The organism is Oleiagrimonas citrea, assembly GCF_012395255.1.
Lineage (GTDB): Bacteria > Pseudomonadota > Gammaproteobacteria > Xanthomonadales > Rhodanobacteraceae > Oleiagrimonas > Oleiagrimonas citrea.
In genome coordinates, this window is record NZ_JAAZQD010000003.1 from 216,095 (window position 1) to 238,367 (window position 22,273).

The 22,273-nt window shown below is 66.3% G+C and carries 27 protein-coding genes; 11 read left to right on the forward strand and 16 right to left on the reverse strand.

The window, feature by feature from the left end:
* Positions 1-18 precede the first annotated feature (18 nt).
* The gene (locus HF690_RS08055; protein ID WP_168609324.1) at positions 19-618 is read left to right on the forward strand and encodes a class I SAM-dependent DNA methyltransferase; all 600 of its coding nucleotides are present in this window, start codon (positions 19-21) and stop codon (positions 616-618) included.
* Positions 619-622: 4 nt separating this feature from the next.
* Here the strand turns inward: HF690_RS08055 and HF690_RS08060 are convergent, their stop codons facing one another.
* The 4 genes from HF690_RS08060 to HF690_RS08075 all read right to left on the reverse strand — a co-directional run bounded on the left by HF690_RS08060 (position 623) and on the right by HF690_RS08075 (position 4,155).
* Positions 623-1,069, reverse strand: coding sequence for a hypothetical protein (locus tag HF690_RS08060; protein ID WP_113064603.1), 447 nt, complete (start codon positions 1,067-1,069; stop codon positions 623-625).
* 72 nt (positions 1,070-1,141) lie between these two features.
* Entirely contained in the window at positions 1,142-1,936 is a 795-nt protein-coding gene (locus HF690_RS08065) for a CPBP family intramembrane glutamic endopeptidase (protein ID WP_168609091.1), read from the reverse strand.
* Positions 1,937-1,979: 43 nt separating this feature from the next.
* Positions 1,980-2,378, reverse strand: coding sequence for an MAPEG family protein (locus tag HF690_RS08070; protein WP_168609092.1), 399 nt, complete (start codon positions 2,376-2,378; stop codon positions 1,980-1,982).
* Between the two features lie 61 nt (positions 2,379-2,439).
* Positions 2,440-4,155, reverse strand: coding sequence for an APC family permease (locus HF690_RS08075; protein WP_168609093.1), 1,716 nt, complete (start codon positions 4,153-4,155; stop codon positions 2,440-2,442).
* A gap of 198 nt (positions 4,156-4,353) precedes the next feature.
* Between HF690_RS08075 and ypfJ the strand changes: the two genes are divergently transcribed.
* Positions 4,354-5,211: a KPN_02809 family neutral zinc metallopeptidase gene (gene ypfJ / locus HF690_RS08080; RefSeq protein ID WP_168609094.1), complete on the forward strand. Its 858-nt coding sequence runs from the start codon at positions 4,354-4,356 to the stop codon at positions 5,209-5,211.
* A gap of 6 nt (positions 5,212-5,217) precedes the next feature.
* Here the strand turns inward: ypfJ and HF690_RS08085 are convergent, their stop codons facing one another.
* From HF690_RS08085 to HF690_RS08095, 3 genes are all read right to left on the reverse strand, one after another.
* Complete coding sequence (locus HF690_RS08085; RefSeq protein ID WP_205300816.1) at positions 5,218-5,880, reverse strand: PepSY domain-containing protein; 663 nt, start codon at positions 5,878-5,880, stop codon at positions 5,218-5,220.
* Positions 5,881-5,989: 109 nt separating this feature from the next.
* The gene (locus HF690_RS08090) at positions 5,990-6,565 is read right to left on the reverse strand and encodes a C40 family peptidase (protein ID WP_240151686.1); all 576 of its coding nucleotides are present in this window, start codon (positions 6,563-6,565) and stop codon (positions 5,990-5,992) included.
* A gap of 88 nt (positions 6,566-6,653) precedes the next feature.
* Positions 6,654-6,962 carry a hypothetical protein gene (locus HF690_RS08095; RefSeq protein ID WP_168609096.1) on the reverse strand — a complete coding sequence of 103 codons (309 nt, stop codon included), beginning with the start codon at positions 6,960-6,962 and terminating at the stop codon, positions 6,654-6,656.
* A gap of 171 nt (positions 6,963-7,133) precedes the next feature.
* Between HF690_RS08095 and HF690_RS08100 the strand changes: the two genes are divergently transcribed.
* The 4 genes from HF690_RS08100 to gorA are packed head-to-tail and all read left to right on the forward strand — an operon-like array spanning position 7,134 to position 12,033.
* Entirely contained in the window at positions 7,134-7,874 is a 741-nt protein-coding gene (locus HF690_RS08100) for an ATP-binding cassette domain-containing protein (RefSeq protein ID WP_168609326.1), read from the forward strand.
* Positions 7,871-9,364, forward strand: a complete 1,494-nt coding sequence (locus tag HF690_RS08105; protein ID WP_168609097.1) for an ABC transporter permease/substrate-binding protein — start codon at positions 7,871-7,873, stop codon at positions 9,362-9,364. Before HF690_RS08100 ends, HF690_RS08105 begins: the two co-directional genes overlap by 4 nt.
* A gap of 48 nt (positions 9,365-9,412) precedes the next feature.
* The gene (locus HF690_RS08110; protein WP_168609098.1) at positions 9,413-10,669 is read left to right on the forward strand and encodes an NAD(P)/FAD-dependent oxidoreductase; all 1,257 of its coding nucleotides are present in this window, start codon (positions 9,413-9,415) and stop codon (positions 10,667-10,669) included.
* Positions 10,670-10,692: 23 nt separating this feature from the next.
* Complete coding sequence (gene gorA, locus HF690_RS08115; protein WP_168609099.1) at positions 10,693-12,033, forward strand: glutathione-disulfide reductase; 1,341 nt, start codon at positions 10,693-10,695, stop codon at positions 12,031-12,033.
* A 97-nt stretch (positions 12,034-12,130) separates the two neighbouring features.
* Here gorA and HF690_RS08120 read toward each other — a convergent pair whose 3' ends face one another.
* A complete protein-coding gene (locus tag HF690_RS08120) occupies positions 12,131-12,433 on the reverse strand; it encodes a hypothetical protein (RefSeq protein ID WP_146742291.1) in 303 nt (100 codons plus the stop codon).
* A 386-nt stretch (positions 12,434-12,819) separates the two neighbouring features.
* Positions 12,820-13,116 (reverse strand): hypothetical protein, encoded by a 297-nt coding sequence (locus tag HF690_RS08125; protein ID WP_168609100.1) that lies wholly within the window; start codon positions 13,114-13,116, stop codon positions 12,820-12,822.
* Between the two features lie 177 nt (positions 13,117-13,293).
* Between HF690_RS08125 and hutG the strand changes: the two genes are divergently transcribed.
* Entirely contained in the window at positions 13,294-14,082 is a 789-nt protein-coding gene (hutG, locus tag HF690_RS08130) for an N-formylglutamate deformylase (RefSeq protein WP_168609101.1), read from the forward strand.
* A 15-nt stretch (positions 14,083-14,097) separates the two neighbouring features.
* Here the strand turns inward: hutG and HF690_RS08135 are convergent, their stop codons facing one another.
* The 7 genes from HF690_RS08135 to asnS form a co-directional block, all read right to left on the reverse strand.
* The gene (locus HF690_RS08135; protein ID WP_168609102.1) at positions 14,098-14,526 is read right to left on the reverse strand and encodes a RidA family protein; all 429 of its coding nucleotides are present in this window, start codon (positions 14,524-14,526) and stop codon (positions 14,098-14,100) included.
* The gene (gene can / locus HF690_RS08140) at positions 14,523-15,191 is read right to left on the reverse strand and encodes a carbonate dehydratase (protein ID WP_113064617.1); all 669 of its coding nucleotides are present in this window, start codon (positions 15,189-15,191) and stop codon (positions 14,523-14,525) included. Before can ends, HF690_RS08135 begins: the two co-directional genes overlap by 4 nt.
* Positions 15,192-15,247: 56 nt before the next feature.
* A complete protein-coding gene (locus HF690_RS08145; protein ID WP_168609103.1) occupies positions 15,248-16,711 on the reverse strand; it encodes an aldehyde dehydrogenase in 1,464 nt (487 codons plus the stop codon).
* Positions 16,712-16,846: 135 nt separating this feature from the next.
* Positions 16,847-17,638: an SDR family oxidoreductase gene (locus HF690_RS08150; RefSeq protein ID WP_168609104.1), complete on the reverse strand. Its 792-nt coding sequence runs from the start codon at positions 17,636-17,638 to the stop codon at positions 16,847-16,849.
* 41 nt (positions 17,639-17,679) lie between these two features.
* The gene (locus tag HF690_RS08155; RefSeq protein ID WP_113064620.1) at positions 17,680-18,012 is read right to left on the reverse strand and encodes a hypothetical protein; all 333 of its coding nucleotides are present in this window, start codon (positions 18,010-18,012) and stop codon (positions 17,680-17,682) included.
* Positions 18,009-18,791: a MalM family protein gene (locus HF690_RS08160; RefSeq protein ID WP_113064621.1), complete on the reverse strand. Its 783-nt coding sequence runs from the start codon at positions 18,789-18,791 to the stop codon at positions 18,009-18,011. The genes HF690_RS08155 and HF690_RS08160 overlap by 4 nt, the downstream gene beginning before the upstream one ends.
* Before the next feature lie 9 nt (positions 18,792-18,800).
* Complete coding sequence (asnS, locus tag HF690_RS08165; RefSeq protein WP_113064622.1) at positions 18,801-20,201, reverse strand: asparagine--tRNA ligase; 1,401 nt, start codon at positions 20,199-20,201, stop codon at positions 18,801-18,803.
* Between the two features lie 196 nt (positions 20,202-20,397).
* Between asnS and HF690_RS08170 the strand changes: the two genes are divergently transcribed.
* The 4 genes from HF690_RS08170 to rplI all read left to right on the forward strand — a co-directional run bounded on the left by HF690_RS08170 (position 20,398) and on the right by rplI (position 22,146).
* Complete coding sequence (locus HF690_RS08170) at positions 20,398-20,736, forward strand: HesB/IscA family protein (protein WP_113064623.1); 339 nt, start codon at positions 20,398-20,400, stop codon at positions 20,734-20,736.
* A 178-nt stretch (positions 20,737-20,914) separates the two neighbouring features.
* Positions 20,915-21,346 (forward strand): 30S ribosomal protein S6, encoded by a 432-nt coding sequence (rpsF, locus tag HF690_RS08175; protein ID WP_113064624.1) that lies wholly within the window; start codon positions 20,915-20,917, stop codon positions 21,344-21,346.
* A gap of 14 nt (positions 21,347-21,360) precedes the next feature.
* Entirely contained in the window at positions 21,361-21,591 is a 231-nt protein-coding gene (rpsR, locus tag HF690_RS08180) for a 30S ribosomal protein S18 (protein WP_043101463.1), read from the forward strand.
* 108 nt (positions 21,592-21,699) lie between these two features.
* Positions 21,700-22,146, forward strand: a complete 447-nt coding sequence (rplI, locus tag HF690_RS08185; protein ID WP_113064625.1) for a 50S ribosomal protein L9 — start codon at positions 21,700-21,702, stop codon at positions 22,144-22,146.
* Positions 22,147-22,273 lie beyond the last annotated feature (127 nt).

Sequence of the window (22,273 nt, forward strand, 5' to 3'; positions counted from 1 at the left end):
GAACCCACGGGACGCGCCATGACCGGCAAGCAGTACGACCGCGCCTATTTCGACAAGTGGTACCGCGATCCGCGGCACGCAGGCGTGCCGCCCGCGGTGCTCAAGCGCAAGGTCGCGCTGGCGCTGGCGCAGGCGGAGTTCTATCTCGGCCGTCCGGTGCGCAACGTGCTCGATGTCGGCTGCGGCGAGGGTCCGTGGCGCGCCGTGCTGCGTCGCATGCGCCCCGGCATCGATTATCGCGGTCTCGACCCCAGTCCCTACGCGGTGCAGCGCTACGGGCGCAGCCGCCGCATCGGTCTGGCGAGTTTCGGTCAGTTGGCCGAGCTGCGCTTCGAGGAACCGTTCGACCTGATCGTCTGTGCCGATGTGCTGCATTACATGCCGGCGGCCGAAGTGCGTCGCGGCCTGTCCGGTTTCGCCGAGTTGCTGCGCGGCATGGCGTTCATCGAGGTGTACGCCAAGGGCGACGCCATCGAAGGTGACCAGGAGAACTTCGTCGCCCGCAGCGCGGCCTGGTATCGCCGCGCCTTTGTCGAGGCGGGACTGACGCCATGCGGTTCGCATGGCTATCTGGGGCCGGAGTTGGCCGGCACCGCCACGGCGCTGGAACGACTGTAGACGCCTACAGTTTGGACTGTGCCGGGTAGCGGATATTTTCGATGCCGGCGTAGTGATAGCGCCGCGCGTAGATCGGGTGCAACCGTTCGATCAGCGCATGTGCACGGTCGATGCGGTCCTGGTCCGGCGTGTAGACGAACAGGAAAGCGCCGCCGCGCTGTGCCAGTTTGCGGTCGTCCTGCAGGTAGCCGGTCTCGGTGCCGACGAGGTCGGCCAGTTGCGCGCGGAGGCGGTCGAACCAATTGGCGTCGTCCATGGATTCGAGTCGGTCCGCGACGAAGGGGCCGGAGGCCGTGGCGACGTCGTCTTCGGCGAAGCCGTCCTCGAGAAAACGCTGTCGCGCCCGCTCGGCGTGCGTGTCGACCTCGAATGCGGCCATGGTGTAGTGAAGCGGGTAGAACAGGCCGAACGACGAGTCGCTGTCCTTGAAGAAATCCCAGTGCTGTTTCATGGCGCGTACCCCACCAGTGGTTTCGCACCGTTCCAGTCTAGGCGCTCATGCTGAACCCACGCTGGCGTCGTCTCAGTGGTGGCCGGCGGCGATCAGCATGACCATGGCCAGCAGATTGTTGCCCGCGTGCACGGCCACGGCGCTGTAGACCGATCCGGTCTTCAGCCGGCGCCAGCAGCACACCAGGCCGACCAGACCCAGCGCCAGCAGCCCTTGTGGCTTCCAGCCGAGGTCGGGCAGGTGGATGGCGGCGAACAGGCTGGCGTCGATGCCCACCGCCAGCGCGACCGGCATGTGCCGCATCAGGGCCGGCAGCAGGATGCCGCGGAACAGGATTTCCTCCGCCAGCGGCACCACGCTGACCACGATCAGCCCCAGGCCGACCTTCATGGGCAGCGAGGTCTGCTGCATCAGTTGGCTGATGTCCTGGCCGACCGGGTGACCGCGCGACAGCAGGTAGGTCAGCATGCCACCGACGATGGCCGTGCCGAGTCCCAGCAGCACCTGCATGCTGAATTGCGCCGCCGGGATCGGCCGCACGGCGAGACCGCCGGCACCGGGTATGCGCCAGGAGTTGCGGTAGCCCTTGCGGAACACGAACACCGAGAGCAGGCACGACAGCGGCAGAATGATCAGCAGCAGCATCGTGCGCACGTTCGGGTCGTGCAGGGCGATTTTCGGATCGTGCACGCCGGTAGTGGCGATCTGCACGATCATGAAGACCATGCCGACCACGAAGCCGACGCCGGCCTGGATCAGGAAGTAGAGCGCGATGGCGCCCAGCGCCATGCGCAGGCGGGGCGCTCGCGGTGCGGGTGGGGTCGGCGGTGACTCCACCGCGGGCAGTTCGATCGAGTGATCTTCCATGTCGGGTGCTCCGTGACGGGGTGTGTCGTGCCCGGAAACGGGGTCAGGACAGCACCCACATGGCGCGCAGCACCGCGATCAATCCCCAGGCCGCCAGCACGACCGTCACCAGCAATCCGATGGTGAAGGGCACGTGGCGTCGCGCGGCGTCACGAAGATAGGCCGCGGCATACCAGCTTCGCGCCATCCACCAGATCAGGCCGAGGATGCCGGCGATGCCCGGATTGCCGTAGTGAGCGGCCAGCCACAGCGAAGGCAGGAACATCACGCTGGCCTCCAGCGTGTTCATCTGCACGCGCCAGGCACGCTCGAAGTCGGGATGGCCGCTGATGGCCGGCGCCTTGACCCCATGCTTGCCGCGCGCCTGACCGACCTTGAATGCAGTGAACAGCAGCAGGAATACGGTGAGCGCGGTGACCAGTTCGGGAAGCAGCGTGAGCATGGCAGTCCTTGTTCGATGACGTGAGCAGGATGACCCCGCATCCTACACGGTGAATGGGAGCTCAGGGACTCGGCTCGCCGAGTTGTTCGGTTTTCTCGGGCACCGGTTCGCGCAGGTGTTCCTCGACGCGTTCGGTGGGCAGACGCATCGACGTCGCGATCCACATGATGAGCAGCGAGAAAACCGCCACCACCAGGATGGCCCAGCCGAAACCGATGAGTCCGAGATTGCCCGCATGCTTGTTCAGCGCCGGGTATTCCCCGAGCCAGCTGATCAGTGCCAGTCCGGCCAGCCACAGCGGCACCCAGGCGCCGGACGCCAGTTCCAGGCGCGGCGTGTTGCCGCGACTGCGCCATTCGTGCAGCAGCAGCACGACGTAGCCGATCAGCACCGCGATCATCAATTTCCACACGGTGTCCCAGCCCGACCAGTAGACGATCAGGTTGGACGACAGGAAGCCGAGAAAGGCCAGGATGTGTACGGCGGGGAGACGGAATGGCCGTCGCTGCGCCGGCAGCTGGCGACGCATGGCGATCAGTGCCAGCGGCCCGGAGCCGAACGACAGCACCGTGGCCGAGGTGACGAAGCCGACCAGTTTCTGCCAGCCGGGGAAGGGCAGCAGGAAGATCATGCCGGCGACGAAGGTGACGATCACACTGACCCACGGCACACCGCGCTGGCTGACCTTGGCCAGCGCCGCCGGCGCGTTGCCGTTGCGGCCCATGGCGTAGGAGATGCGTGCGGTCACCGTGGTGTAGATGAGTCCGGTGTCGGCGGGGGAGATGAAGGCGTCGATGTACAGCAGCACGGCCAGCCAGGTCAGGCCCATGACCGTGGCCATCGCCGCCAGCGGACCGTAGGTCGCGGCGATGTGGTCCAGGCCGCCGCTGAAGCTGGTACCGATGTGCGCCCAGCCGTTGACCAGCGCGCCCGGCGGCAGCGCGCCGATGAAGGCGATCTGCAGCGCGACGTAGATGACGCCGGTGATCAGCACCGAGCCGATGATGGCGATGGGCACATTGCGCTGCGGATTGTGCGTTTCGCCAGCCAGTTCCACGCCCTGGCGGAAGCCGAGGTACGAGAACACGATGCCGGCGGTGGCGATGGAGGCGAACACGCCGCTCCAGCCGAACGGCATGAAGCCGCCGGCGTCGCTGTGGTCCTGCGCGCCGCCGGCGAAGTTGGCGCCGTCGAACGAGGTCATTAGGAAGGCGACGATCACCACCACGATGATGACGAGCTTCCACCACACCATGGCGTTGTTGAGACGCGCGAACCAGCGGATGCCGACCACGTTGATCAGACTGAACAGCGCCAGCATCGCGACCGCGACGGCGAAGCCCGCGCCGGTCAGCACCGGCACGCCGTCCTGCAGGTGCTGCAGCCAGGGCAGGTAGTTGGTTGAGTACTGCAGCGCGGCCAGGACTTCGATGGACGTGGTCGAGGCGACCGCCAGCCAGGTGATCCAGCCCAGCGTATAGCTGGCGAAGGAGCCGAAGGCGAAGTGCGGAAAGCGCACCACGCCGCCGGAGACCGGAAACATCGTGCCCAGTTCGGCGTAGCACAGGCCGATCAGGATGATCATCACGCCGCCGATGCCCCAGGCCAGGATCGAGGCTGGGCCGGCGATCTGCGCTGCGCTCAGCGCACCGAACAGCCAGCCGGAACCGATGATCGAACCCACGGCGGTGAACAGCAGGCCGATGATGCCGATGTCGCGCCGCAGGCGGTGGTCGTCGGTCGCGTTGGGGTCCACCGTGGTGGTCGCGTCGTTCATGCGTCTCCTCCCGTCGAGATCAGGCAAGGAGTGTCCGCGGCCTTCGCAGCCGTGTCGTGCGCGACCGTCGGGCGCGGGACACAACAGCCTCCGACTATGGACCGGATGTCCGGCGCGTACAAGCGAAGCCCGCACGCTGGCATGCCACAGGCAATCGAGCTACGGTGCGCAGACAATCCGGCGTAGTGGGGTGGCGGCATGCTCTGGCGCAAGGGTCGACGCAGCGACAACGTGGTGCGCTCCACTGGGGGCGGACGCGGGCTTCGAGGGCGGCCGATGAGCATCGGCGGACTGATCGTCATGCTGATTCTGGGCTGGATCTTCTTCAAGGATCCGACCGCCCTGCTCGGCGATGGCGGCACGTCGCAGAGCGGCGCCGATGCGCCGCAGACGAGCGCGCCGGCCGACGACACGCAGACCGAATTCGTGCAGCGCGTGCTGGGCAGCACCGAGGATGTCTGGAGCGGCGTCTTCCAGGGCCTGGGCGGGCGTTATCAACCGCCGCGTCTGGTGCTGTTCCGTGGCAGCGTGCGGACGGCGTGCGGTGCCGCATCGTCCGCGGTCGGGCCGTTCTACTGTCCCGGGGATCGTCAGGTGTACCTGGACGTGGGCTTCTTCGATCAGATGGGTTCGCAACTCAACGCTTCGACCGCGGACTTCGCCCGCGCCTACGTCATCGCGCACGAGGTCGGGCATCACGTGCAGAACCTGCTCGGCGTCATGCGCAAGGTGGACCAGGCGCGTGCGCGCGGTGCGGCGATGCAGGGCGCGGAAGGGTTGTCGGTACGGCAGGAGTTGCAGGCCGATTGCTTCGCTGGCGTCTGGGCGAACCGTGCACAGCGGCAGCTGCAGTGGCTGCAGCCGGGCGACATTGAAGCCGCGCTGGACGCGGCCAGCCATATCGGCGACGACACGTTGCAGCGGCGCGCGCGCGGACGCGTGATGCCCGACTCCTTCACTCATGGAACCTCCGCGCAGCGCGTGCGCTGGTTCCGGACCGGCTTTGCTGCGGGCGACATCGCGCGCTGCAACACCTTCGCCGCAACGATGCTGTAGACGGAATCAGTTCACGCCGTCGCTGGATGACGGGCGCGGACCGACGAAGCCGCCGCTGCGTCGCGAACCTTCCGCGCTGTCTCCGGTGGTCAGACCGTCCCAGGCCTGCAGCACCTCGCCGTTGCTTGCGTCGATGGTTCCCGTGGGACGCTGCGGATGATCGTCCGTGGTGACGAAGAAAGACACCTCGTACACCAGTCTGGGCGTTTCGCCGCGCGGATCGATGATCAGCTGCTGCCGAACGTTCTGCAGCTCCGCACCGGCGTCGAGGTCCTGGTGCCGACGCAGCGATTCGATGGCCTGCTGCGGAGTGATCTTCGCCTCGGGATGCGCGAGGCGTTCGGACAGGTGTCGCTCCAGGTCCCCGCGCACGCTGACGATGCGGCCCTCGGCGTCGCGTTCGACCACTACGCCGCGGTCGCGCACGGGAATGCCGTGGTAGGTCTGTTGCATGCGCTGCATCGTGGTGCCCTGCGCGGATGCGAGCGGTGCGCTCTGGGCGACCAGACCGCCATCCGCGCCGAGTCCGAGACGCTGGGCCAACTGGTGATCGTCGAGCGTGCCCAGCGCTGTCAGTGCCACGTGTTCGGATGGTGCCGCGCAGCCGGGCGTGACCATGGCGGCGCCGAGCAGGACGGACCAGAGGGCGGAGCGGGACATGCGTGTCATGCGTGGATCCTCCATGGCGTGCGGCAATCATGCGTGCATGATCGGGACGTGTCCCATGGTGGGCGCGCGGTCGTCGCGGCGCAAGCGTGATGTGCCGCAGGAGCGCGAATCAGTCGAGCACGCGGCGCGCGAAGGCGAAGTGGCGGCTCCAGTACGGGTTGTCCAGGTTGTCCAGACGCACCGTGCCGCCGCTGTTCGGCGCGTGCACGAAGCGACCCTTGCCGACATAGATCGCCACATGGCTGATGCGATGCATGCTGGTGCGGAAAAACAGCAGGTCGCCCGTGGCCAGTCGGTTCGTGCGCTTGATCTTGGGCGCAGACAGCCGCGACATCTCGCGCGAGGTGCGCGGCAGTTTCAGTCCGGCCGATGTGCGGAACACGTAATCGACCAGCCCGCTGCAGTCGAATCCGCTGTCCGGCGTGTTGCCGCCCCAACGGTAGGGTGTGCCGACCAGACCGATGGCATGGAACAGCACGTCCTCGGCCTGCCGTTCGGGTGGTTGCTCCGGAATGCCGGTCGCGACCGGCGCAGTCGCGTGGACGGCAGGCGTGCGATGCGGCGCGCTGGCGCAGGCGGCGAGCAGCATCAGCGCACCGACGCCCGCTGCGCGCGCGACGTACATGGAAAGGCGGTTGCGCGGCGATGCGGGCACGATCAGGACCGGGGCGGAACGTGTGGGCATGAAAAACCCCCGAAGCGGTGTGCTTCGAGGGTATCAAATCAAGGGCTTGCGTCAAAGACTTAAAGTCTTGCGCAAGAGTGGGGCCGTTTCAGCTCGCCATCTTGCCAACCAGCGTCAGTTTGGGACGCTCCGGGGCACTCGTGCGCGCGGCGGATTCCTTGGCGGCCTGGCAGTCGCGGATGATTTCGGTCTCGAACACGGCGGCGCGATGGCGCGCGGCATCGCCGATCTCGCGCGGCATGCGCGCCTGGTCCAGCAACTGGCACAGGATCTCGCGCTGGGTCGCGTCGAAACGGGGGTCCTGGTTGGCTTCGTCGAGCACCGTGGCCAGAACGCCCAGCCAGCCGCTGTCGGGAGCGCGCAGAGCAAGCAGGATTTCCGGGGTGGACATGTGCATGGCGAAAACTCCGTAGGAAACGTGTGGAGTCATGCAGGAACAATGCCAAGTGGTGGCGCAATATCGGCAAAAAGCCGGCATGCACGGCGACGATGGCCGGGTATCATGCCGGACATGGAGGCGACACCGACCGAACAGGGGCAAGCCGGCACGCAAGCGTCTTCGACGCCGATGTTCGAGCTGGATCGGGTCCAGAAGAGCTATCCCGGCGTCGTGGCGCTGGAGGATCTGTCGCTGCGTTTCGCCCGCGGTCGGGTCTGTGCCTTGATCGGCAGCAGTGGCAGCGGCAAATCCACCGTACTGCGTCTTCTGACCGGTTTGGTGCGACCCGATCGTGGCAAGGTGCGGGTCGATGGCAAGCCCCTGACTTCGGCGTCGTTGCAGTCGGCTCGACTGCGTCTGGGCTACGTCATTCAGGAAGGCGGCCTGTTCCCGCATCTCACCGCGCAAGGCAATCTGGCGCTGCAGCCGCGTTACCTGGGCTGGACGCAGACGCGCATCGCGGGGCGGTGCGCCGAGCTGGCCGAGCTGGTGCGTCTGCCGGTGTCCGTCATGCAGCGCTATCCCGCTGAGCTTTCCGGCGGGCAGCGCCAGCGCGTGGCGTTGATGCGTGCGTTGATGACAGACCCGCCGGCGCTGCTTCTGGACGAACCGCTGGGTGCGCTCGACCCCATCGTGCGGCACGAGCTGCAGTCGCAGTTGCGGACGATTTTCGAGACGCTCGACAAGACCGTGATTCTGGTCACGCATGATGTGGCCGAGGCGGCGTGGCTGGCGTCGCGTCTTGTGCTGATGCATGACGGACGCATCGTGCAGGACGGAACGTTGGCCGACCTGCAGCGCGATCCGGCGAGCGCGTACGTGCGGCGCTTTCTCGACAGTGCCCGGCGTCTTCCCGAGGCTTCGGCATGATGCGCCGGTTCATCGCGGCGATGGGGATGGCGCTGCTGGCCGTCGGTCTGGCGCGGGCGGCGAATCCACAGCCGGTTCGCATCGGCTCCAAGGCGTTCACCGAATCAGTGGTGCTGGGCGAGGTGGCGCGTCTGTCGCTGCGCGAGCACGGTCTATCGGCACGGCATCGCCGCGGCCTGGGCGGTACGCGCATCCTCTGGCGTGCGCTGCGCGAAGGCGACATCGACGCCTATCCCGAATACACCGGCACGCTGGTGCAGGAGTTGCTGCCGGGGATGCGCGCCAACGCCGGCATCCCTGTGTTGCGCAAGCGTCTGCGCGGACTGGGCATCGGCATCACCGATTCGCTGGGGTTCGAGGATCGCTACGCGCTCGGCATGTCGTCCGCTCGCGCTTCCGCGCTGGGCATCGCCACGATTTCCGATCTGCGCGCGCATCCGCGGCTGCAGTTCGGATTTTCCAACGAATTCATGGATCGCGACGACGGCTGGAAAGGGTTGCGTCGTGCCTACGGTCTGCCGCAGACGCAGGTGCGCGGCATGGACCATGATCTTGCCTATCGTGCATTGACCCGCGGCGCGATCGATCTCACGGACGTCTATACGACGGACGCCGAGATTCCTTATTACCACCTGCGCGTGCTACGCGATGATCGTCACTACTTTCCGCCCTATCAGGCGGTGTTTCTGTACCGCCTCGATCTGGCCCGGCGAGCGCCCGGTGCGATCGAGGTGCTGCGGCAACTGGCAGGCCGGATTGACGTGCAGGCGATGCAGCGCATGAATGCCGCCGTGAAACTGCATGGGCGCAGCGAGACGCAGACGGCTGCCGCGTTTCTCGATCTCGAAGCACCGGTGGTTTCGCAGGGTGTCGCGGCGCGGATCTTCCAGCGGACCCGCGAGCATCTGGTTCTGGTCGGCATCTCCCTGGGGCTGGCCCTGCTTCTGGCGGTGCCGCTGGGTGTGCTGGCCGCGCGCTGGCGCCGGCTGGGACACGCGGTGATGGCCTTGACTGGCGTGCTGCAGACAGTTCCATCGCTGGCCATGTTCGTCTTCATGATCCCGCTGTTCGGCATCGGTGCCGGGCCGGCGATCGCGGCGCTGTTCCTGTACAGCCTGCTGCCGATCGTCCGCAATACGCATGCCGGCCTGGTCGGTATCGAACCGTCGCTGCTGGAATCGGCAGCGGTGATGGGGTTGCCCGCTCGGGTACGTCTGCTGCGGATCGAGCTGCCGCTGGCGCTGCGTTCGATCCTGGCCGGCGTCAAGATCGCCGCGGTCATCAATGTCGGCACCGCGACGCTGGGTGCGCTGATCGGCGCGGGCGGCTACGGGCAGCCGATCCTCACTGGCATCCGTCTCGACGATCTTGGTCTGATTCTGCAGGGCGCGGTGCCGGCGGCGGTGCTGGCCTTGCTGGTGCAGGGACTGTTCGAAGGCCTGGAACGCGGACTGACGCCGCGCGGTCTTCGCCGGGTCGTGCCGGGCTAGCCATTCGGCCAGCGCGTACCGGTCGTCAAGCATGGTTAGAATGAAGCCATGGCAACGCAGCGTAGTGATGTCCTGGTCCTCGGGGGTGGCGTGATCGGCCTGGCCTGTGCGCTGCGCCTGTTGCAGGCCGGTGCGACAGTGCGCATCGTCGAGCAGGGCACGGTCGGCGGCGGTGCTTCGCACGGCAACTGCGGCACGCTCACGCCCAGCCATGCAATCCCGCTTCTAACCCCAGGGGCTTTGCGCCGCGCTTTCGCGCAGATGGCGCAGCGTGATGCGCCGTTGCATATCCATCCGCGTCCGGAACTGGCGCGCTTCCTGTGGCTGGCGCGTCTGGCGCGGCAGGGGCGCCGTGCACGCGCAGAGGAGGCGGCCGTGGCTCGCGCCACGTTGCTGCGCAGCTCGATGGAGCTGACGCAGTCGTGGATCGATGAGATGTCGCTGGCCTGCGAATTCAGCGCACGCGGGACGCTGTACGTCTATCGCGATGCGCAGGCGTTTCGCGCAGCAAGCGGTCACGCGCAATGGCTGGAGCGTCTCGGTATCGAGGCGAGAGCCTGCGACGACGACGAACTCCAGGCCATGGAGCCTGCTCTGAAGCCCGGCATGGCCGGTGCGTACTTCCATCCCGACGATGCACATCTGCGCCCGGAGGCGTTCGTTGCCGAACTGGCGCGGCGGGTGCGCGAGCTGGGCGGCGTGATTGAGGAAAGCGCACGCATCGAGCGCGTGCACGCGAACGGTCGCCAGGTCGAGGCCGTTCGCACGCATCGAGGGGTATATGCCGGTGAGCGCATGGTCATGGCGCTCGGCGCATGGTCGCCGCAGGTCGGCCGCATGTTCGGCATGCGCCTGCCGATGCAGCCGGGGAAGGGCTATTCGCTGACCTGGAGTCGCCCGTCGCGCGCGCCCTCGCGGCCGTTGATGCTGAGCGAGAAGGGGGTGTGCGCAGTTGCATGGTCGTCCGGATTCCGGCTTGGCGGAACCATGGAATTCAGTGGCTACGATACCCAGCTGAACGAGTCGCGGATCAAGGCGATCCGCCGCGCGGCCGACGCGTATCTGCACGAGACCTCCGGTCCGGTGCTGCAGGAAATGTGGTGGGGGTGGCGGCCTATGAGTGTCGATCAGCTGCCGATCATCGGCGAGAGCCGGCGCTGGTCGAATCTGATCTTCGCCACTGCGCACGGCATGCTCGGCATGAGCATGGCGGCGGGGACGGCGGAGATCGTCACGGCGCTGTGCCGCGGCGTCGCGCCGGACATCGACATCCGCGCCTTCCGACCGGCGCGGTTCCGGCTTTGAGCGGGGGCGACGCAGGAACGAGCATGCGCACCTTCGACTACATCGTGCTCGGCGCCGGTTCGGGCGGACTGGCATCCGCCTTTCGCGCCGCTCGACACGGCGCGCGGGTCGCGCTGCTGGAGCCGGGCTCGCTCGGCGGCACATGCGTGAACCTCGGCTGCGTGCCGAAGAAAGCCATGTGGTACGCCGCTCAGGCGGCCGAGGATGTGCAGCGTGCTCGCGAGTTCGGTTTCGATATCGCGCCCGGCGCACTCGACTGGTGTCACTTCGTCGCGCGGCGACAGGCTTACATCGAACGGATCCACGCCGTGTACCGGGATCGTATCCGCGAGGCCGGCATCGAACTCATCGCGACCCGGGGGCATCTGCGTGCCGCGGACCGGGTGGATGCGCAGGGCGAAACGCTGTGCGCGCCCCATGTGCTGATCGCCACCGGTGGTCGGCCGCGCCGGCTGGCCACGCCGGGTTTCGCATCGGGCATGGTGTCCGACGATTTCTTCGCGCTGCGTGAATGCCCGCACAGCGTGGCGGTGATTGGCGGGGGATACGTCGGTTGTGAACTGGCCGGTGTGCTGCATGCGCTGGGAGCCCACGTGGATCTGTATGCGCGATCGGTTCTGCTCAGCCATTTCGATCACGAATTGAGCGATGCCCTGGCCGACTCCATGCGCGCGCAGGGTATCGGGGTGCATCTGCATGCAGGTATCCCCGATGTGCGTCGCGAAGGTGGCGCGTTGCATCTCGACCAGATCGAATCGGGTGAGGCGGCGCCGTACGAACAGGTGCTGTGGGCGCTGGGCCGCGTCCCCAACAGTGACGACATCGGCCTGGGTACCGTGCCGCTGGCGCTGGACGCGGAAGGACACATCTGTACCGACGGGCAGCAGAACACGAGTGTGCCGGGAGTGTATGCGGTCGGCGATGTCACCGGCCGCATGGCGTTGACGCCGGTTGCTGTCGCCGCGGGTCGTCGGCTTTCGGATCGCCTGTTCGGCGCGGATCCGGAGGCGCATCTCGATTACCGCAACATTCCCAGCGTGGTGTTCGCGCATCCCCCGCTGGGGGCAGTCGGCGATACCGAGCAGCAGGCTCGGTCACGCTACGGCGATGCGGTGCGCGTGTATCGGTCGCGTTTCACGCCGATGGTGTCCGCGTTGTCCGATCACCCGCAGCGAAGCCTGATGAAGCTGGTGTGCGTCGGCGAAGAGGAACGCGTGGTCGGCGTGCATCTTTTCGGCCCCGGTAGCGACGAGATGCTGCAAGGGTTCGCGGTGGCCGTGAAGATGGGCGCGCGGAAAGCCGACCTGGACGCCACGGTGGCGATTCATCCGACGTCGGCCGAAGAGCTGGTTCTGCTCGGTTGAGTCTCACGCCCGCGCGTCGCGACCGGACGCGCTTGGAGAAAACGAAAGGTCATCGTTCATCGGTCTTGCGCCGAGAGTCGCCCGGCAGCGACTCGATTCACGCGACCTTTCCGGACGGAAGGAATTCCTTGCTGATGAGACCGAGCCGTGCGGAGCGTTTGATCGCCGAGTCCGGCTTCTGCGTCTTCTGCGTGGTGTTGTCGAGGGATTCGGCGCAGCCGTAGCAGCTGGCCGGCTGATTCTGTTCGCAGTACGCAGATGTGTTGCCGGCAGTCATGCAGGCGTCGTAGGTGCCCGGGCATGTCGAGCAGGAGCGTGCCGCGGCGGCATGTCTCGCGATCATCGACAGCGAACCGATCAGCACGATGGCGGCGAGAGCTAGAAATACATTCCGTTTCATGACTTCTTCTCCAAGCTGGCCGCTCCTTTACTGGAGCGCGTTCAGGGAATCACGCGGTGCGGTTCGTGCATGGGTGGTACGGATTACATTTCGAGCGTGGATGTCCCGTTTTCGGCATGTACGCGTTCGGCGACTTCACCCGACGCGCGGCGTGGACGCCGGTCGCCGACAGACGGCGATCCGGAACGTGTTCCGACTACCGTACCATTTCGTGCGAGGTGTTGGCGCGTCCTCCGTTCGACTGCGGGGAATTGCTGGCGTGCGGATTTCTTCGCGGCGGTGACAGTGGGGCGCGAGGTGGCCCGAGACGCCATGACGACGATGCATCCGAGTCAGGGGAAAACATACAAGGCCGCCTATCAGGCGGCCTTGCTTCTGGCCTTAGATCATTTCCCAGGCTGAAGGGATTCCTTGCTGACCATCGCGAGCAGGGCGGAACGGAGGGAGGATTCATCCGGTTTCTGCATCTTCTGCGCGGTGTTGGAGAATCCTGTGCAATACACCGAGCAGCCGGAGGGCAGGTTCGCCTGGCAGTAGGTCGGTGTATTTCCGTCGGCGATACACGTGTCGTAGAAATCCTGACAGTACGAACACGGATAGGCCGCAGCAGCGGGCTTCGCGGCCATCGACATGGATCCGATTACGGCGATGGCGGCAAGCGAAAGAAAGGCATTCCTTTTCATGGCTACATTCCTTGATAGCGGCTCCTTCACTGGAGCGTGGTAAGCAAAACATGCGTGGCTAGGTGTGAGGTGAGACGCATGTCGCGTCTTTGGGCCCGGCATGTTCTCATTTTGACAAGCATCGGCTCGATGCTATGCGCAAGGGCGACGAATGCATTGGGTCGCTACAATGCGCATATGCAAACATACACTCTGCATCAGGGCAGCGCACCGCTGCTTGTCAGCCTGCCGCACGACGGCAGCCGCATTCCCGACGCGATCGCCGCGCGCATGACGCCGGCGGCGCAGCGCTCGCCGGACACGGATTGGCACGTGGGGCAACTGTACGCGTTCGCGCGCGAACTGGGGGCGAGCATCCTGCAGCCGCACCACTCGCGTTATGTGGTCGACCTCAATCGACCCGCGGATGGCCATGCGCTGTATCCCGGACAGAGCGAGACCGGCCTGGTGCCGACCATCATGTTCGACGGCGAGCCGATCTACCGGGACGGCGAAGTGCCGGACGCCGAGGAAGTGGCGGCGCGGGTGGAGACCTACTGGCGCCCGTATCATCGGGCGTTGCAGGAGGAACTCGCGCGCCTGAAGGCGCAGCATGGTCGGGTGGTGCTGTGGGAAGGGCACTCCATCCGCGCGGTGGTGCCGATGCTGTTCTCGGGGCGGCTGCCCGATTTCAATCTCGGCACCAACGCCGGAGAGAGTTGCCGGCCCGATCTGTGCGCGGCGCTGGACGACGTGCTGGGCGGTCAGAATGCCTACACGCATGTGGTCGACGGACGTTTCAAGGGTGGCTACATCACCCGCCATTACGGATCGCCCAGTGAGGGCGTCGACGCCGTGCAGCTGGAGCTGGCGCAGAGCAACTACATGGACGAAGCGAGCTTCGAATACCTCCCCGAGCGCGCCGAACGCGTGCAGGGAATCATCCGCAGGCTGCTGCAGACCTGTCTGGACGACGCCGGCGCCTGATGCGCCGGCCGTGGGTCAGGGTGTAGCGCGGTTGGGGGCCGCGATGCACTTCAGCTCGATCGCGATGGGCGTCGGCAGCGCATCGATGCCCAGCGTGGTGCGACAGGCATCGACCCCTTTGAAGTACTCGGCGTAGAGGCGGTTGTAGGCGGCGAAGTCGCGTGCCATGTCGGTCAGGAACACGGTCACGTCGACCAGGTCCTCCCAGCGCGCCCCGCTGGCTTCCAGTACCGCGCGCACGTTGGCGAAGACCTGCTTGCACTGCGCCTCGATGTCATAGGCGATCAGTTTGCCATCGGCATCGTATTCATTGCCGGGAATGGCGTTGTCGTCCGGGCGTCGGGGGCCGACGCCGGACAGAAAAAGCAGATCGCCCACGCGACGCGCGTGCGGGTAGGCGCCGACGGGCGGCGGCGCGGTGCCGGTGCGGATGATATCGCTCATGCGTCCTGCTGCGCCCAGCGGGTCTGCAGGGTATCGAGCGCCTGCTTGTAGGAGGTCTCCATAGTCTCGAGGCTGGAGACGTCCAGGCCGAGGTCGTTGATATGCCCGTCGGAAAGCCCGTATACCCAGGCATGTACGCGCAGTGGCTGGCCGCGGGCCCAGGCTTCTTGCACGATAGTGGTGGCGCACACGTGCATGGCCTGCTCGATGGCGTTGAGTTCGCACAGGCGGTCGTGACGCTGCTCAAAGCTGAGCTCGTCGCCGAGCGCGTGGATGTGGTGGTTGGCGACGTCCTCGACGTGCCGCAGCCAGTTGTCGATCAGGCCCAGACGCTGTTTCTTGAGCACCGCGCCGACGCCGCCGCAGGCGTAGTGACCGACCACCAGAATGTGTTCGACTTTCAGCACCTCGACCGCGAACTGGATCACCGACAGCGCATTGAGATCGGTGTGCACGATGACATTGGCGACATTGCGATGGACGAAGATCTCGCCGGGCGGCAGGTCGACAATCTGCGTGGCGGGCACGCGCGAATCCGAACAGCCGACCCAGAGGAACTTCGGTGCCTGCTGCTTTGAGAGCTGCTCGAAGAAATGCGGGTCTTCAGCCTGGATGCGCTCGGCCCATTGCTGGTTGTTGGCGAGCAGTTCCTTGATGCGTGGCATGTTTTGGGCGCTCCTGATGGGAATGTTTCAGTCGTGAAGAAGAAGGGGGCGGGCCGTTACGGTGTGTGCGGCGTCGCGATGCAGACGTTCTTGGCCTCGGTGAAGAAGCGCAGCGCCTCGACGCCGCCTTCCCGGCCGACGCCGGATTGCTTGACGCCGCCGAACGGCGTGCGCAGATCGCGCAGCATCCAGCAGTTGATCCAGACGATGCCGAACTCGAGGGCGGCGGCCATGCGCTGGGCGCGATCGATGTCGCGCGTCCACAGCGAGGCGGCCAGGCCGTAGTCGGTGCCGTTGGCGATGGCCAGCGCGTCGGTTTCGTCCTCGAACGGGATCAGCGTGACGACCGGGCCGAAGGTCTCTTCCTGGTTGGTCGCGCAGTCGGCGGGCAGTCCTTCGATCACGGTGGGGGCGATGAACCAGCCTTCCGAGCAGCGTCCCGACGGGCGCACCGCCTCGCCGCCGCAGAGGATCGCGCCGCCTTCCTCGCGCGCACGCTCGATGCAGGCCGAGACCTTGTCGAAGTGCGCTTGGGAGACCAGTGCGCCGAGGTCGCTCGCCGGATCTTCCGGGTCGCCGGTGCGCAAGGCTTCGACACGTTCCAGGTAGCGCGTGCGGAAGTCTTCATAAATCGAGCGCTGTACCAGCAGGCGCGAGCCGCACAGGCAGATCTCGCCCTGGTTGGCGAAGCCCGAGCGCACAATGGTGTCGAGGTTGGCGTCGGACAGGTCGGCGTCGGCGAACACGATGGCGGGATTCTTGCCACCCATCTCCAGCGACACTTTCTTGAACTGTGCGGCGGTTGCCGCGGCGATGGCCGCGCCGGTGCGGGTGGAGCCGGTGAACGAGACCGCCTTTACCTTCGGGTGCGCGACCAGCGGCGCGCCGACGGCCGGACCCTCGCCGTGGACGATGTTGAGCACGCCGGCGGGCAGGCCGGCTTCCAGCGCGACTTCGGCCAGCATCGTCGCCGTACACGGAGTGATCTCGGATGGCTTGGCCACCACCGTGTTGCCGCAGGCCAGGGCCGGGGCGATCTTCCAGGTGAACAGGTACAGCGGAAGGTTCCACGGACTGATGCAGGCCACCACGCCGAGCGGTTGGCGCAGGGTGACGTTGAGGGCCTGGCCGGGCATGGTGTGGGAGGCGCCGTCCCAGGTTTCGACGGCGGACGCGAAGAAGCGCAGGTTTGCCACCGCACGCGGAATGTCGACGTGCCGGGCCAGCGACACCGGCTTGCCGCTGTCGCGCGATTCGGCGGCGGCGAAGGCGTCCAGGCGCTGCTCGACGAGGTCGGCCATGCGCCGCAGCAGCGCCGCACGCTCGCCGGTCGGGCGGTGCCCCCAGTCTGCGGCCGCGGCGGTCGCGGCGGCCACGGCGCGTTCGACATCGGCCGCGTCACCGTCGGCGCAGCGTGCGTAGGCCCGGCCGGTGGCCGGTTCATGCACGTCGCGCCAGCGGCCGCTCGCGGCCTCGACCAGGCGGCCGTCGATCAGGTGCGGGAAGCTCGGCGTATCCATGCCGCGAAGCTTAGCGACCTTTGGTCGCAGCGTCAGCGTTGACAATGCGGGCAGGTGAACATCGGCCCGCCGCTGAGCTCGCTGCGCATGATCGGCGTAGCGCAGCGCGCGGCAGGGCTGGCCGGCACGGTCGGCTCAGGACAGGCTGCGCGTGCGCCCACCGTCGACCGCGATGCACACGCCGTTGACGTACGCGGCAGCCGGTGTGCACAGGAAGGCCGCGACGGCTGCGACTTCCTCCGGCTTGCCGAAACGGCCGGCCGGCACCAGCGCACGCATGTTCGCGGCGACCGTGTCCTCGCTGACGTTCTGCGCCTTGGCGCGGCCGGCGATAAGGCTTTCCAGGCGACCGGTCTCGGTGAAGCCGGGCAGCACGCTGTTGACGGTGATGCCGTCGGCGGCCAGTTCACCGGCCAGGGTCTTGGCCCAGCTGGCCACGGCGGCGCGCACGGTGTTGGACACGCCCAGGTTCGGAATCGGTTCCTTCACCGAGGTCGAGATGATGTTGACGAGGCGTCCGTAGCCGGCTTCGTGCATGCCGGGGAGCACGGCCTGCAGCAGGATCTGCCCGGCCAGGACATGCTGCCCGAAGGCGCTTTCGAAGGCGTCGGTCGTCGCCTGGTTCGCCGGGCCCGCCGCGGGTCCGCCGGAGTTGTGGATCAGGATCTGAACGGGGTGCGTCGCCACGTGTGCTTCGAGCACGGCGGCCAGCTGCGCACGGTCGTTCATGTCGGCGATCAGGGCATGGTGATGCTGTGCCGCATGCGTGCGCGGCAGGGTTTCCGCCAAGGTTCGCAGGACGTCCTCGGAACGCGCCAGCACGGTGACATCCGCGCCCAGCGCGGCCAGCTCCATGGCGGTGGCGCGGCCGATGCCCTTGGATGCGCCGCATACCAGCGCGTGGCGGCCGTTGAGTTCCAACTTCATGCGTATCTCCTGACGGGCCGGAACCGGGTTTCCGGCGGAATTCAGTGCGCGGTGGTGGCCTGGATGACCAGCACGCCGATCCAGCATGGCCAGGCCAGCCAGGGCGCATAGCGCCAGATACGGTGCCAGCGGGTCAGTTCGGCGTCCTCGAACAGTTCGGGCACGTTGCTGCGCAGGACCTGCTGCAGCCGCGCCCAGGTGCGCACGCGGCTGGGGCGTCCTTCGTCGGGGCAGGCGATGATGCGCCACTTGTCGGCGTAGCGCTCGCGCATGATGCGGACGAAGCGCCACTGCGCATACAGGTGCATGGCGAAGCCGACCGCGCCCGCGACCAACAGCAACAGGTACAGTACGCTGAGAAAGGTGGAGTTCACGGCGTCGTGTCCTTGGACGAGGGCAGGATCAGCGAGCGTAGCGTGGAGAGCGCTCCGGACGAAGTCTTGGGGTCGGGCTTGGAGCAGATGGCCTCGGATGCGGCCTTGGCATAGCGCGGCGTCATCACGCCGACGTACAGCGGGCCGGTGGGGCCGTGCGCGATCTGGAAACTGCCGGTCGCGGCCATCTTCACCGGCGAGTCCGCGGAGAAAGCGGTCGGCGACTGTTCCCAGTAGGTGCTGCCGTCGAGTTGCTGTCCCGAGCTGTAGATCACCAGGTAGCGCGCATGCGGACTGTCCACGGTGAGGCTGCCCAGCGCGCCGGTGGTGGACTGGCTCCAGCCGATGTATTCGCACTGATCCACATCCAGGGTCTGCATCGGCCGGTAATCGGCGTCCAGCAGCACCGCGGACGGCGCGAACAGATAGCTCGAATGCAGCCAGCGGCCGGTCATTTCCGATTTCAGCACGACCTTGTACGGCAGGCTGTGTTTCTCCGGCAGCTTGAAGGTCAGGAAATAGCTGCGCGTGCCGTTGAAATCGGCCACGGGCAGATTCGACTCGATGTCGAACCGCTTCGGTTTCGCCGGCAGCTCGCGGTGGAACGAGAACTGCGAAAAGCGCGTGCAGCACGGATCGGCCTTCTGCAGGGCCGCCATCGCCGCGTCACGGGTACCCGGGCGCGGCGTGTCGTCCTTGGTCGGAGTGTGCGAGACGCAGGCGCACAGACCCAGGAACAGGGACGGGAGCAGAAATGGAAGCGGGCGTCGGAACGGCATGGCGGACGGTCAGAATTCGGCGCTTCCTGCGACTCGGGGATAGGGGATCGCATCGCGGATGTTGGCGATGCCGCAGATGTAGCAGAGCAGCCGCTCGAAGCCGAGGCCGAAGCCGGCGTGCGGCACGGTGCCGTAGCGGCGAAGGTCACGGTACCAGTCGTAGGTTTCGGGGTCGAGACCGAACTGCTGCATGCGCGCGTCGAGCTGTTCGAGGCGCTCTTCGCGCTGTGCGCCGCCGATGATCTCGCCGATGCCGGGAGCCAGCACGTCCATCGCGGCGACGGTCTTGCCGTCGTCGTTGAGGCGCATGTAGAAGGCCTTGATTTCCTCCGGGTAGTTCATCACCACGACCGGACGGCCGACGTGCTCCTCGACCAGGTAGCGCTCGTGCTCGGTCTGCAAGTCCACGCCCCAGGCGACCGGGAACTCGAACTTCTTGCCGGACTTCTTCAGGATCTCGATGGCGTCGGTGTACTCGATGCGTTCGAACGGCGCGTCGACGAACGCCTCCAGGCGCGTGATGGCTTCCGGGTGCACGCGCTGGGCGAAGAACGCCATGTCGTCGGCGCGCTCTTCCAGCACGGTGCGGAAGATGGCTTTCAGGAATGCCTCGGCCAGGTCGGCGTTGTCGTTGAGGTCGGCGAAGGCGATCTCCGGCTCGACCATCCAGAACTCGGCCAGGTGGCGCGCGGTGTTGGAGTTCTCGGCGCGGAAGGTCGGACCGAAGGTGTAGACCTTGCTCATGGCCAGGCAGTAGGCCTCGACATTGAGCTGGCCGGATACGGTCAGGAACGCCTCGCGGCCGAAGAAGTCCTTGCGGAAATCGATCTTGCCGTCGTCGTCGCGCGGCAGGTTGGCCAGATCCAGCGTCGACAGGCGGAACATGTCGCCCGCGCCCTCGGCGTCAGACGTGGTGATGATCGGCGTGTTGATCCAGTAGAAACCCTGCTCGGTCAGGAAGCGATGGATCGCCATCATCACCGTATGGCGCATGCGCGTGACGGCGCCGAACAGATTGGTGCGCGGGCGCAGGTGGGCGACCTCGCGCAGGAATTCCATCGAATGCTGCTTGGGCTGGATCGGGTAGGTCTCGGGATCGTCGACGAAACCCACCACCTCGACCTTCGTGGCCTGGATCTCGAAGCCCTGGCCCTTGCCTTGCGAGATGACCAGGGTGCCGGTGACGATCACGCTGGCGCCGGAGGTCAGGTGCAGGACTTCATCCTGGTAATTGCCCAGATCGGCCGGCACCACGGCCTGGATCGGCGCGAAGCAGGAGCCGTCGCTGATGTTTATGAACGAGAGTCCGGCTTTGGAGTCGCGCCGGGTGCGCACCCAGCCGCGGACCGTGACTTCGCTGCCTTCACCGGGCGTGCCGGCGAGAGCCTGCTTGACGCTGACCACCGTCATATCGATTGAAACTCCAGCTGGGACGCCGCATATCGGCGTCGAGAACAAGGCCGTCCATGATAGTCGACCTGCGGGTACGGTCGCGAGTCCGGCGACAAGGCCATCGGTCATAAGTGGCCGAGCGGGATTCGACGCTCCGTTGGGTTCCGGGCGGCTGGACGCGTACACTAGTAGACAGATTTCCGAGCACCGTCCCATGAATATCCAGATCACCGACAACGCACGCGAACGCATGAAGAGCTATCTGGCCGGTCATCCACAGGCCAGCGGCGTGCGTTTCGGCGTGCGCCGCACGGGTTGTTCGGGCTTCGGCTACGTGATCGAGCTGGCCGGGGAATCCCACGATGGCGACCAGGTGGTCGAGGTCGATGGTGTGCCGCTGGTGATCGACGCCAAGAGCCGGCCGCTGGTCGACGGCACTGTGATCGACTTCCAGCGTCAGGGGCTGAACACCAGCTTCGTGTTCCACAACCCCAACGCCACCGGCGAGTGCGGGTGCGGCGAAAGTTTCACGGTCGATCCGCAGGGCGACTGAACGCGGGCGTGATCCGCCGCGTCCCCGCGGATCAATAGCTTGCGCGCCCGTTCCGGGCATCCTACAATTCCGCTTCTGTCCAGGGCAGATTCGCTCTGGATGGAACCTTGCCTCACCGCTTAGGCGGGAGGCTGCCTGCCTCGCGCATGCCGCGAGGAGACATCCACAAGGAGACAACATGCGTCATTACGAAGTCGTGTTCCTGGTCCATCCGGACCAGAGCGAGCAGGTGCCGGCCATGGTCGAGCGCTACAAAGCGCTGATCGAAGAGCAGGGCGGCAAGATCCACCGTCTCGAGGACTGGGGCCGTCGTCAGCTGGCCTATAGCATCGAGAACCTGGCCAAGGCCCACTACGTGCTCATGAACATCGAGTGCGGCCAGGAAGTCCTGAACGAGCTGGAGTCGGGCTTCCGCTTCAACGATGCGGTTATCCGTCACCTGGTCATCAAGCGTCCCGACGCCGACACCGAGCAGTCGCCGATCCTGAAGAGCAAGGAGAAGGAAGACGCCAAGTCCAGCAGCCGCCGTCGCGACGATGACGACAGCGACAGCAAGGGCGACGACAAGTCGGATTCCGATAACGACAACGATCGCGACAGCGACGACTGAGCCGGGAGAGAGCCATGTCCAAGTTTTTCCGCCGCCGCAAGTTCTGCCGCTTCACCGCCGAAGGCGTGAAGGAGATCGATTACAAGGATCTCAACACCCTGCGTCAGTACATCACCGAGACCGGCAAGATCGTGCCGAGCCGCATCACCGGCACCAAGGCGCGTTATCAGCGTCAGCTGGCCACCGCGGTCAAGCGCGCGCGTTTCCTGGCGCTGCTGCCGTACACCGACAGCCACGACGCCTGAGCAACGTGCACCGCGCGCCGTCCGTTCGAGCGGGCGGCGCGTTTTACATTCGGACAACCGTCCAGGGCTGCGTCGCCTCAACGGCGCTAACGAATCGAGAGTCATCCCATGGAACTGATCCTGCTTGAGAAAGTGAAGAACCTCGGCAACCTTGGCGACAAGGTCACCGTGAAGCCGGGCTACGGCCGCAACTACCTGCTGCCGCAGGGCAAGGCCGTGCCGGCCAATGCCGAGAACCTGGCCGAGTTCGAGAAGCGTCGCGCCGAGTACGAAGCCAAGGCCAAGTCGCTGCTGGACGGCGCCGAGGGCCGCAAGGCCAAGCTCGACGGCGTCGAGCTGACCATCTCCGCCAACGCCAGCCCCGAGGGCAAGCTGTACGGCTCCGTCGGTCCGCGCGAGATCGCCGAGGCGCTGGAAGCCAAGGGCCTGGAAGCCGACAAGGGTGAGATCGTGCAGCCGGAAGGCGCGATCCGCGTCACCGGCGAGTACGAAGCCCACATCGTGCTGCACGCCGACGTGCAGGCCACGATCAAGGTGGTCGTCAGCGGCGAATAACCGCTCACGCCATCGTGGATGCGGACGGGCGCCCTCGTGGCGCCCGTTCTGTTTTGGGTCGCGCGTCGCCCATACACGCTTTTCCACAGAAGATCACAACTTATCCACAGACTTATTGTCTCGACAT

Excerpts from the sequence above, each read along its gene's own strand:
- HF690_RS08055 (WP_168609324.1), top strand. The coding sequence starts at position 19 with ATGACCGGCAAGCAGTACGACCGCGCCTATTTCGACAAGTGGTACCGC.
- HF690_RS08060 (WP_113064603.1), bottom strand. The coding sequence starts at position 1,069 with ATGAAACAGCACTGGGATTTCTTCAAGGACAGCGACTCGTCGTTCGGC.
- HF690_RS08065 (WP_168609091.1), bottom strand. The coding sequence starts at position 1,936 with ATGGAAGATCACTCGATCGAACTGCCCGCGGTGGAGTCACCGCCGACC.
- HF690_RS08070 (WP_168609092.1), bottom strand. The coding sequence starts at position 2,378 with ATGCTCACGCTGCTTCCCGAACTGGTCACCGCGCTCACCGTATTCCTG.
- HF690_RS08075 (WP_168609093.1), bottom strand. The coding sequence starts at position 4,155 with ATGAACGACGCGACCACCACGGTGGACCCCAACGCGACCGACGACCAC.
- ypfJ (WP_168609094.1), top strand. The coding sequence starts at position 4,354 with ATGCTCTGGCGCAAGGGTCGACGCAGCGACAACGTGGTGCGCTCCACT.
- HF690_RS08085 (WP_205300816.1), bottom strand. The coding sequence starts at position 5,880 with ATGACACGCATGTCCCGCTCCGCCCTCTGGTCCGTCCTGCTCGGCGCC.
- HF690_RS08090 (WP_240151686.1), bottom strand. The coding sequence starts at position 6,565 with ATGCCCACACGTTCCGCCCCGGTCCTGATCGTGCCCGCATCGCCGCGC.
- HF690_RS08095 (WP_168609096.1), bottom strand. The coding sequence starts at position 6,962 with ATGCACATGTCCACCCCGGAAATCCTGCTTGCTCTGCGCGCTCCCGAC.
- HF690_RS08100 (WP_168609326.1), top strand. The coding sequence starts at position 7,134 with ATGTTCGAGCTGGATCGGGTCCAGAAGAGCTATCCCGGCGTCGTGGCG.
- HF690_RS08105 (WP_168609097.1), top strand. The coding sequence starts at position 7,871 with ATGATGCGCCGGTTCATCGCGGCGATGGGGATGGCGCTGCTGGCCGTC.
- HF690_RS08110 (WP_168609098.1), top strand. The coding sequence starts at position 9,413 with ATGGCAACGCAGCGTAGTGATGTCCTGGTCCTCGGGGGTGGCGTGATC.
- gorA (WP_168609099.1), top strand. The coding sequence starts at position 10,693 with ATGCGCACCTTCGACTACATCGTGCTCGGCGCCGGTTCGGGCGGACTG.
- HF690_RS08120 (WP_146742291.1), bottom strand. The coding sequence starts at position 12,433 with ATGAAACGGAATGTATTTCTAGCTCTCGCCGCCATCGTGCTGATCGGT.
- HF690_RS08125 (WP_168609100.1), bottom strand. The coding sequence starts at position 13,116 with ATGAAAAGGAATGCCTTTCTTTCGCTTGCCGCCATCGCCGTAATCGGA.
- hutG (WP_168609101.1), top strand. The coding sequence starts at position 13,294 with ATGCAAACATACACTCTGCATCAGGGCAGCGCACCGCTGCTTGTCAGC.
- HF690_RS08135 (WP_168609102.1), bottom strand. The coding sequence starts at position 14,526 with ATGAGCGATATCATCCGCACCGGCACCGCGCCGCCGCCCGTCGGCGCC.
- can (WP_113064617.1), bottom strand. The coding sequence starts at position 15,191 with ATGCCACGCATCAAGGAACTGCTCGCCAACAACCAGCAATGGGCCGAG.
- HF690_RS08145 (WP_168609103.1), bottom strand. The coding sequence starts at position 16,711 with ATGGATACGCCGAGCTTCCCGCACCTGATCGACGGCCGCCTGGTCGAG.
- HF690_RS08150 (WP_168609104.1), bottom strand. The coding sequence starts at position 17,638 with ATGAAGTTGGAACTCAACGGCCGCCACGCGCTGGTATGCGGCGCATCC.
- HF690_RS08160 (WP_113064621.1), bottom strand. The coding sequence starts at position 18,791 with ATGCCGTTCCGACGCCCGCTTCCATTTCTGCTCCCGTCCCTGTTCCTG.
- asnS (WP_113064622.1), bottom strand. The coding sequence starts at position 20,201 with ATGACGGTGGTCAGCGTCAAGCAGGCTCTCGCCGGCACGCCCGGTGAA.
- HF690_RS08170 (WP_113064623.1), top strand. The coding sequence starts at position 20,398 with ATGAATATCCAGATCACCGACAACGCACGCGAACGCATGAAGAGCTAT.
- rpsF (WP_113064624.1), top strand. The coding sequence starts at position 20,915 with ATGCGTCATTACGAAGTCGTGTTCCTGGTCCATCCGGACCAGAGCGAG.
- rpsR (WP_043101463.1), top strand. The coding sequence starts at position 21,361 with ATGTCCAAGTTTTTCCGCCGCCGCAAGTTCTGCCGCTTCACCGCCGAA.
- rplI (WP_113064625.1), top strand. The coding sequence starts at position 21,700 with ATGGAACTGATCCTGCTTGAGAAAGTGAAGAACCTCGGCAACCTTGGC.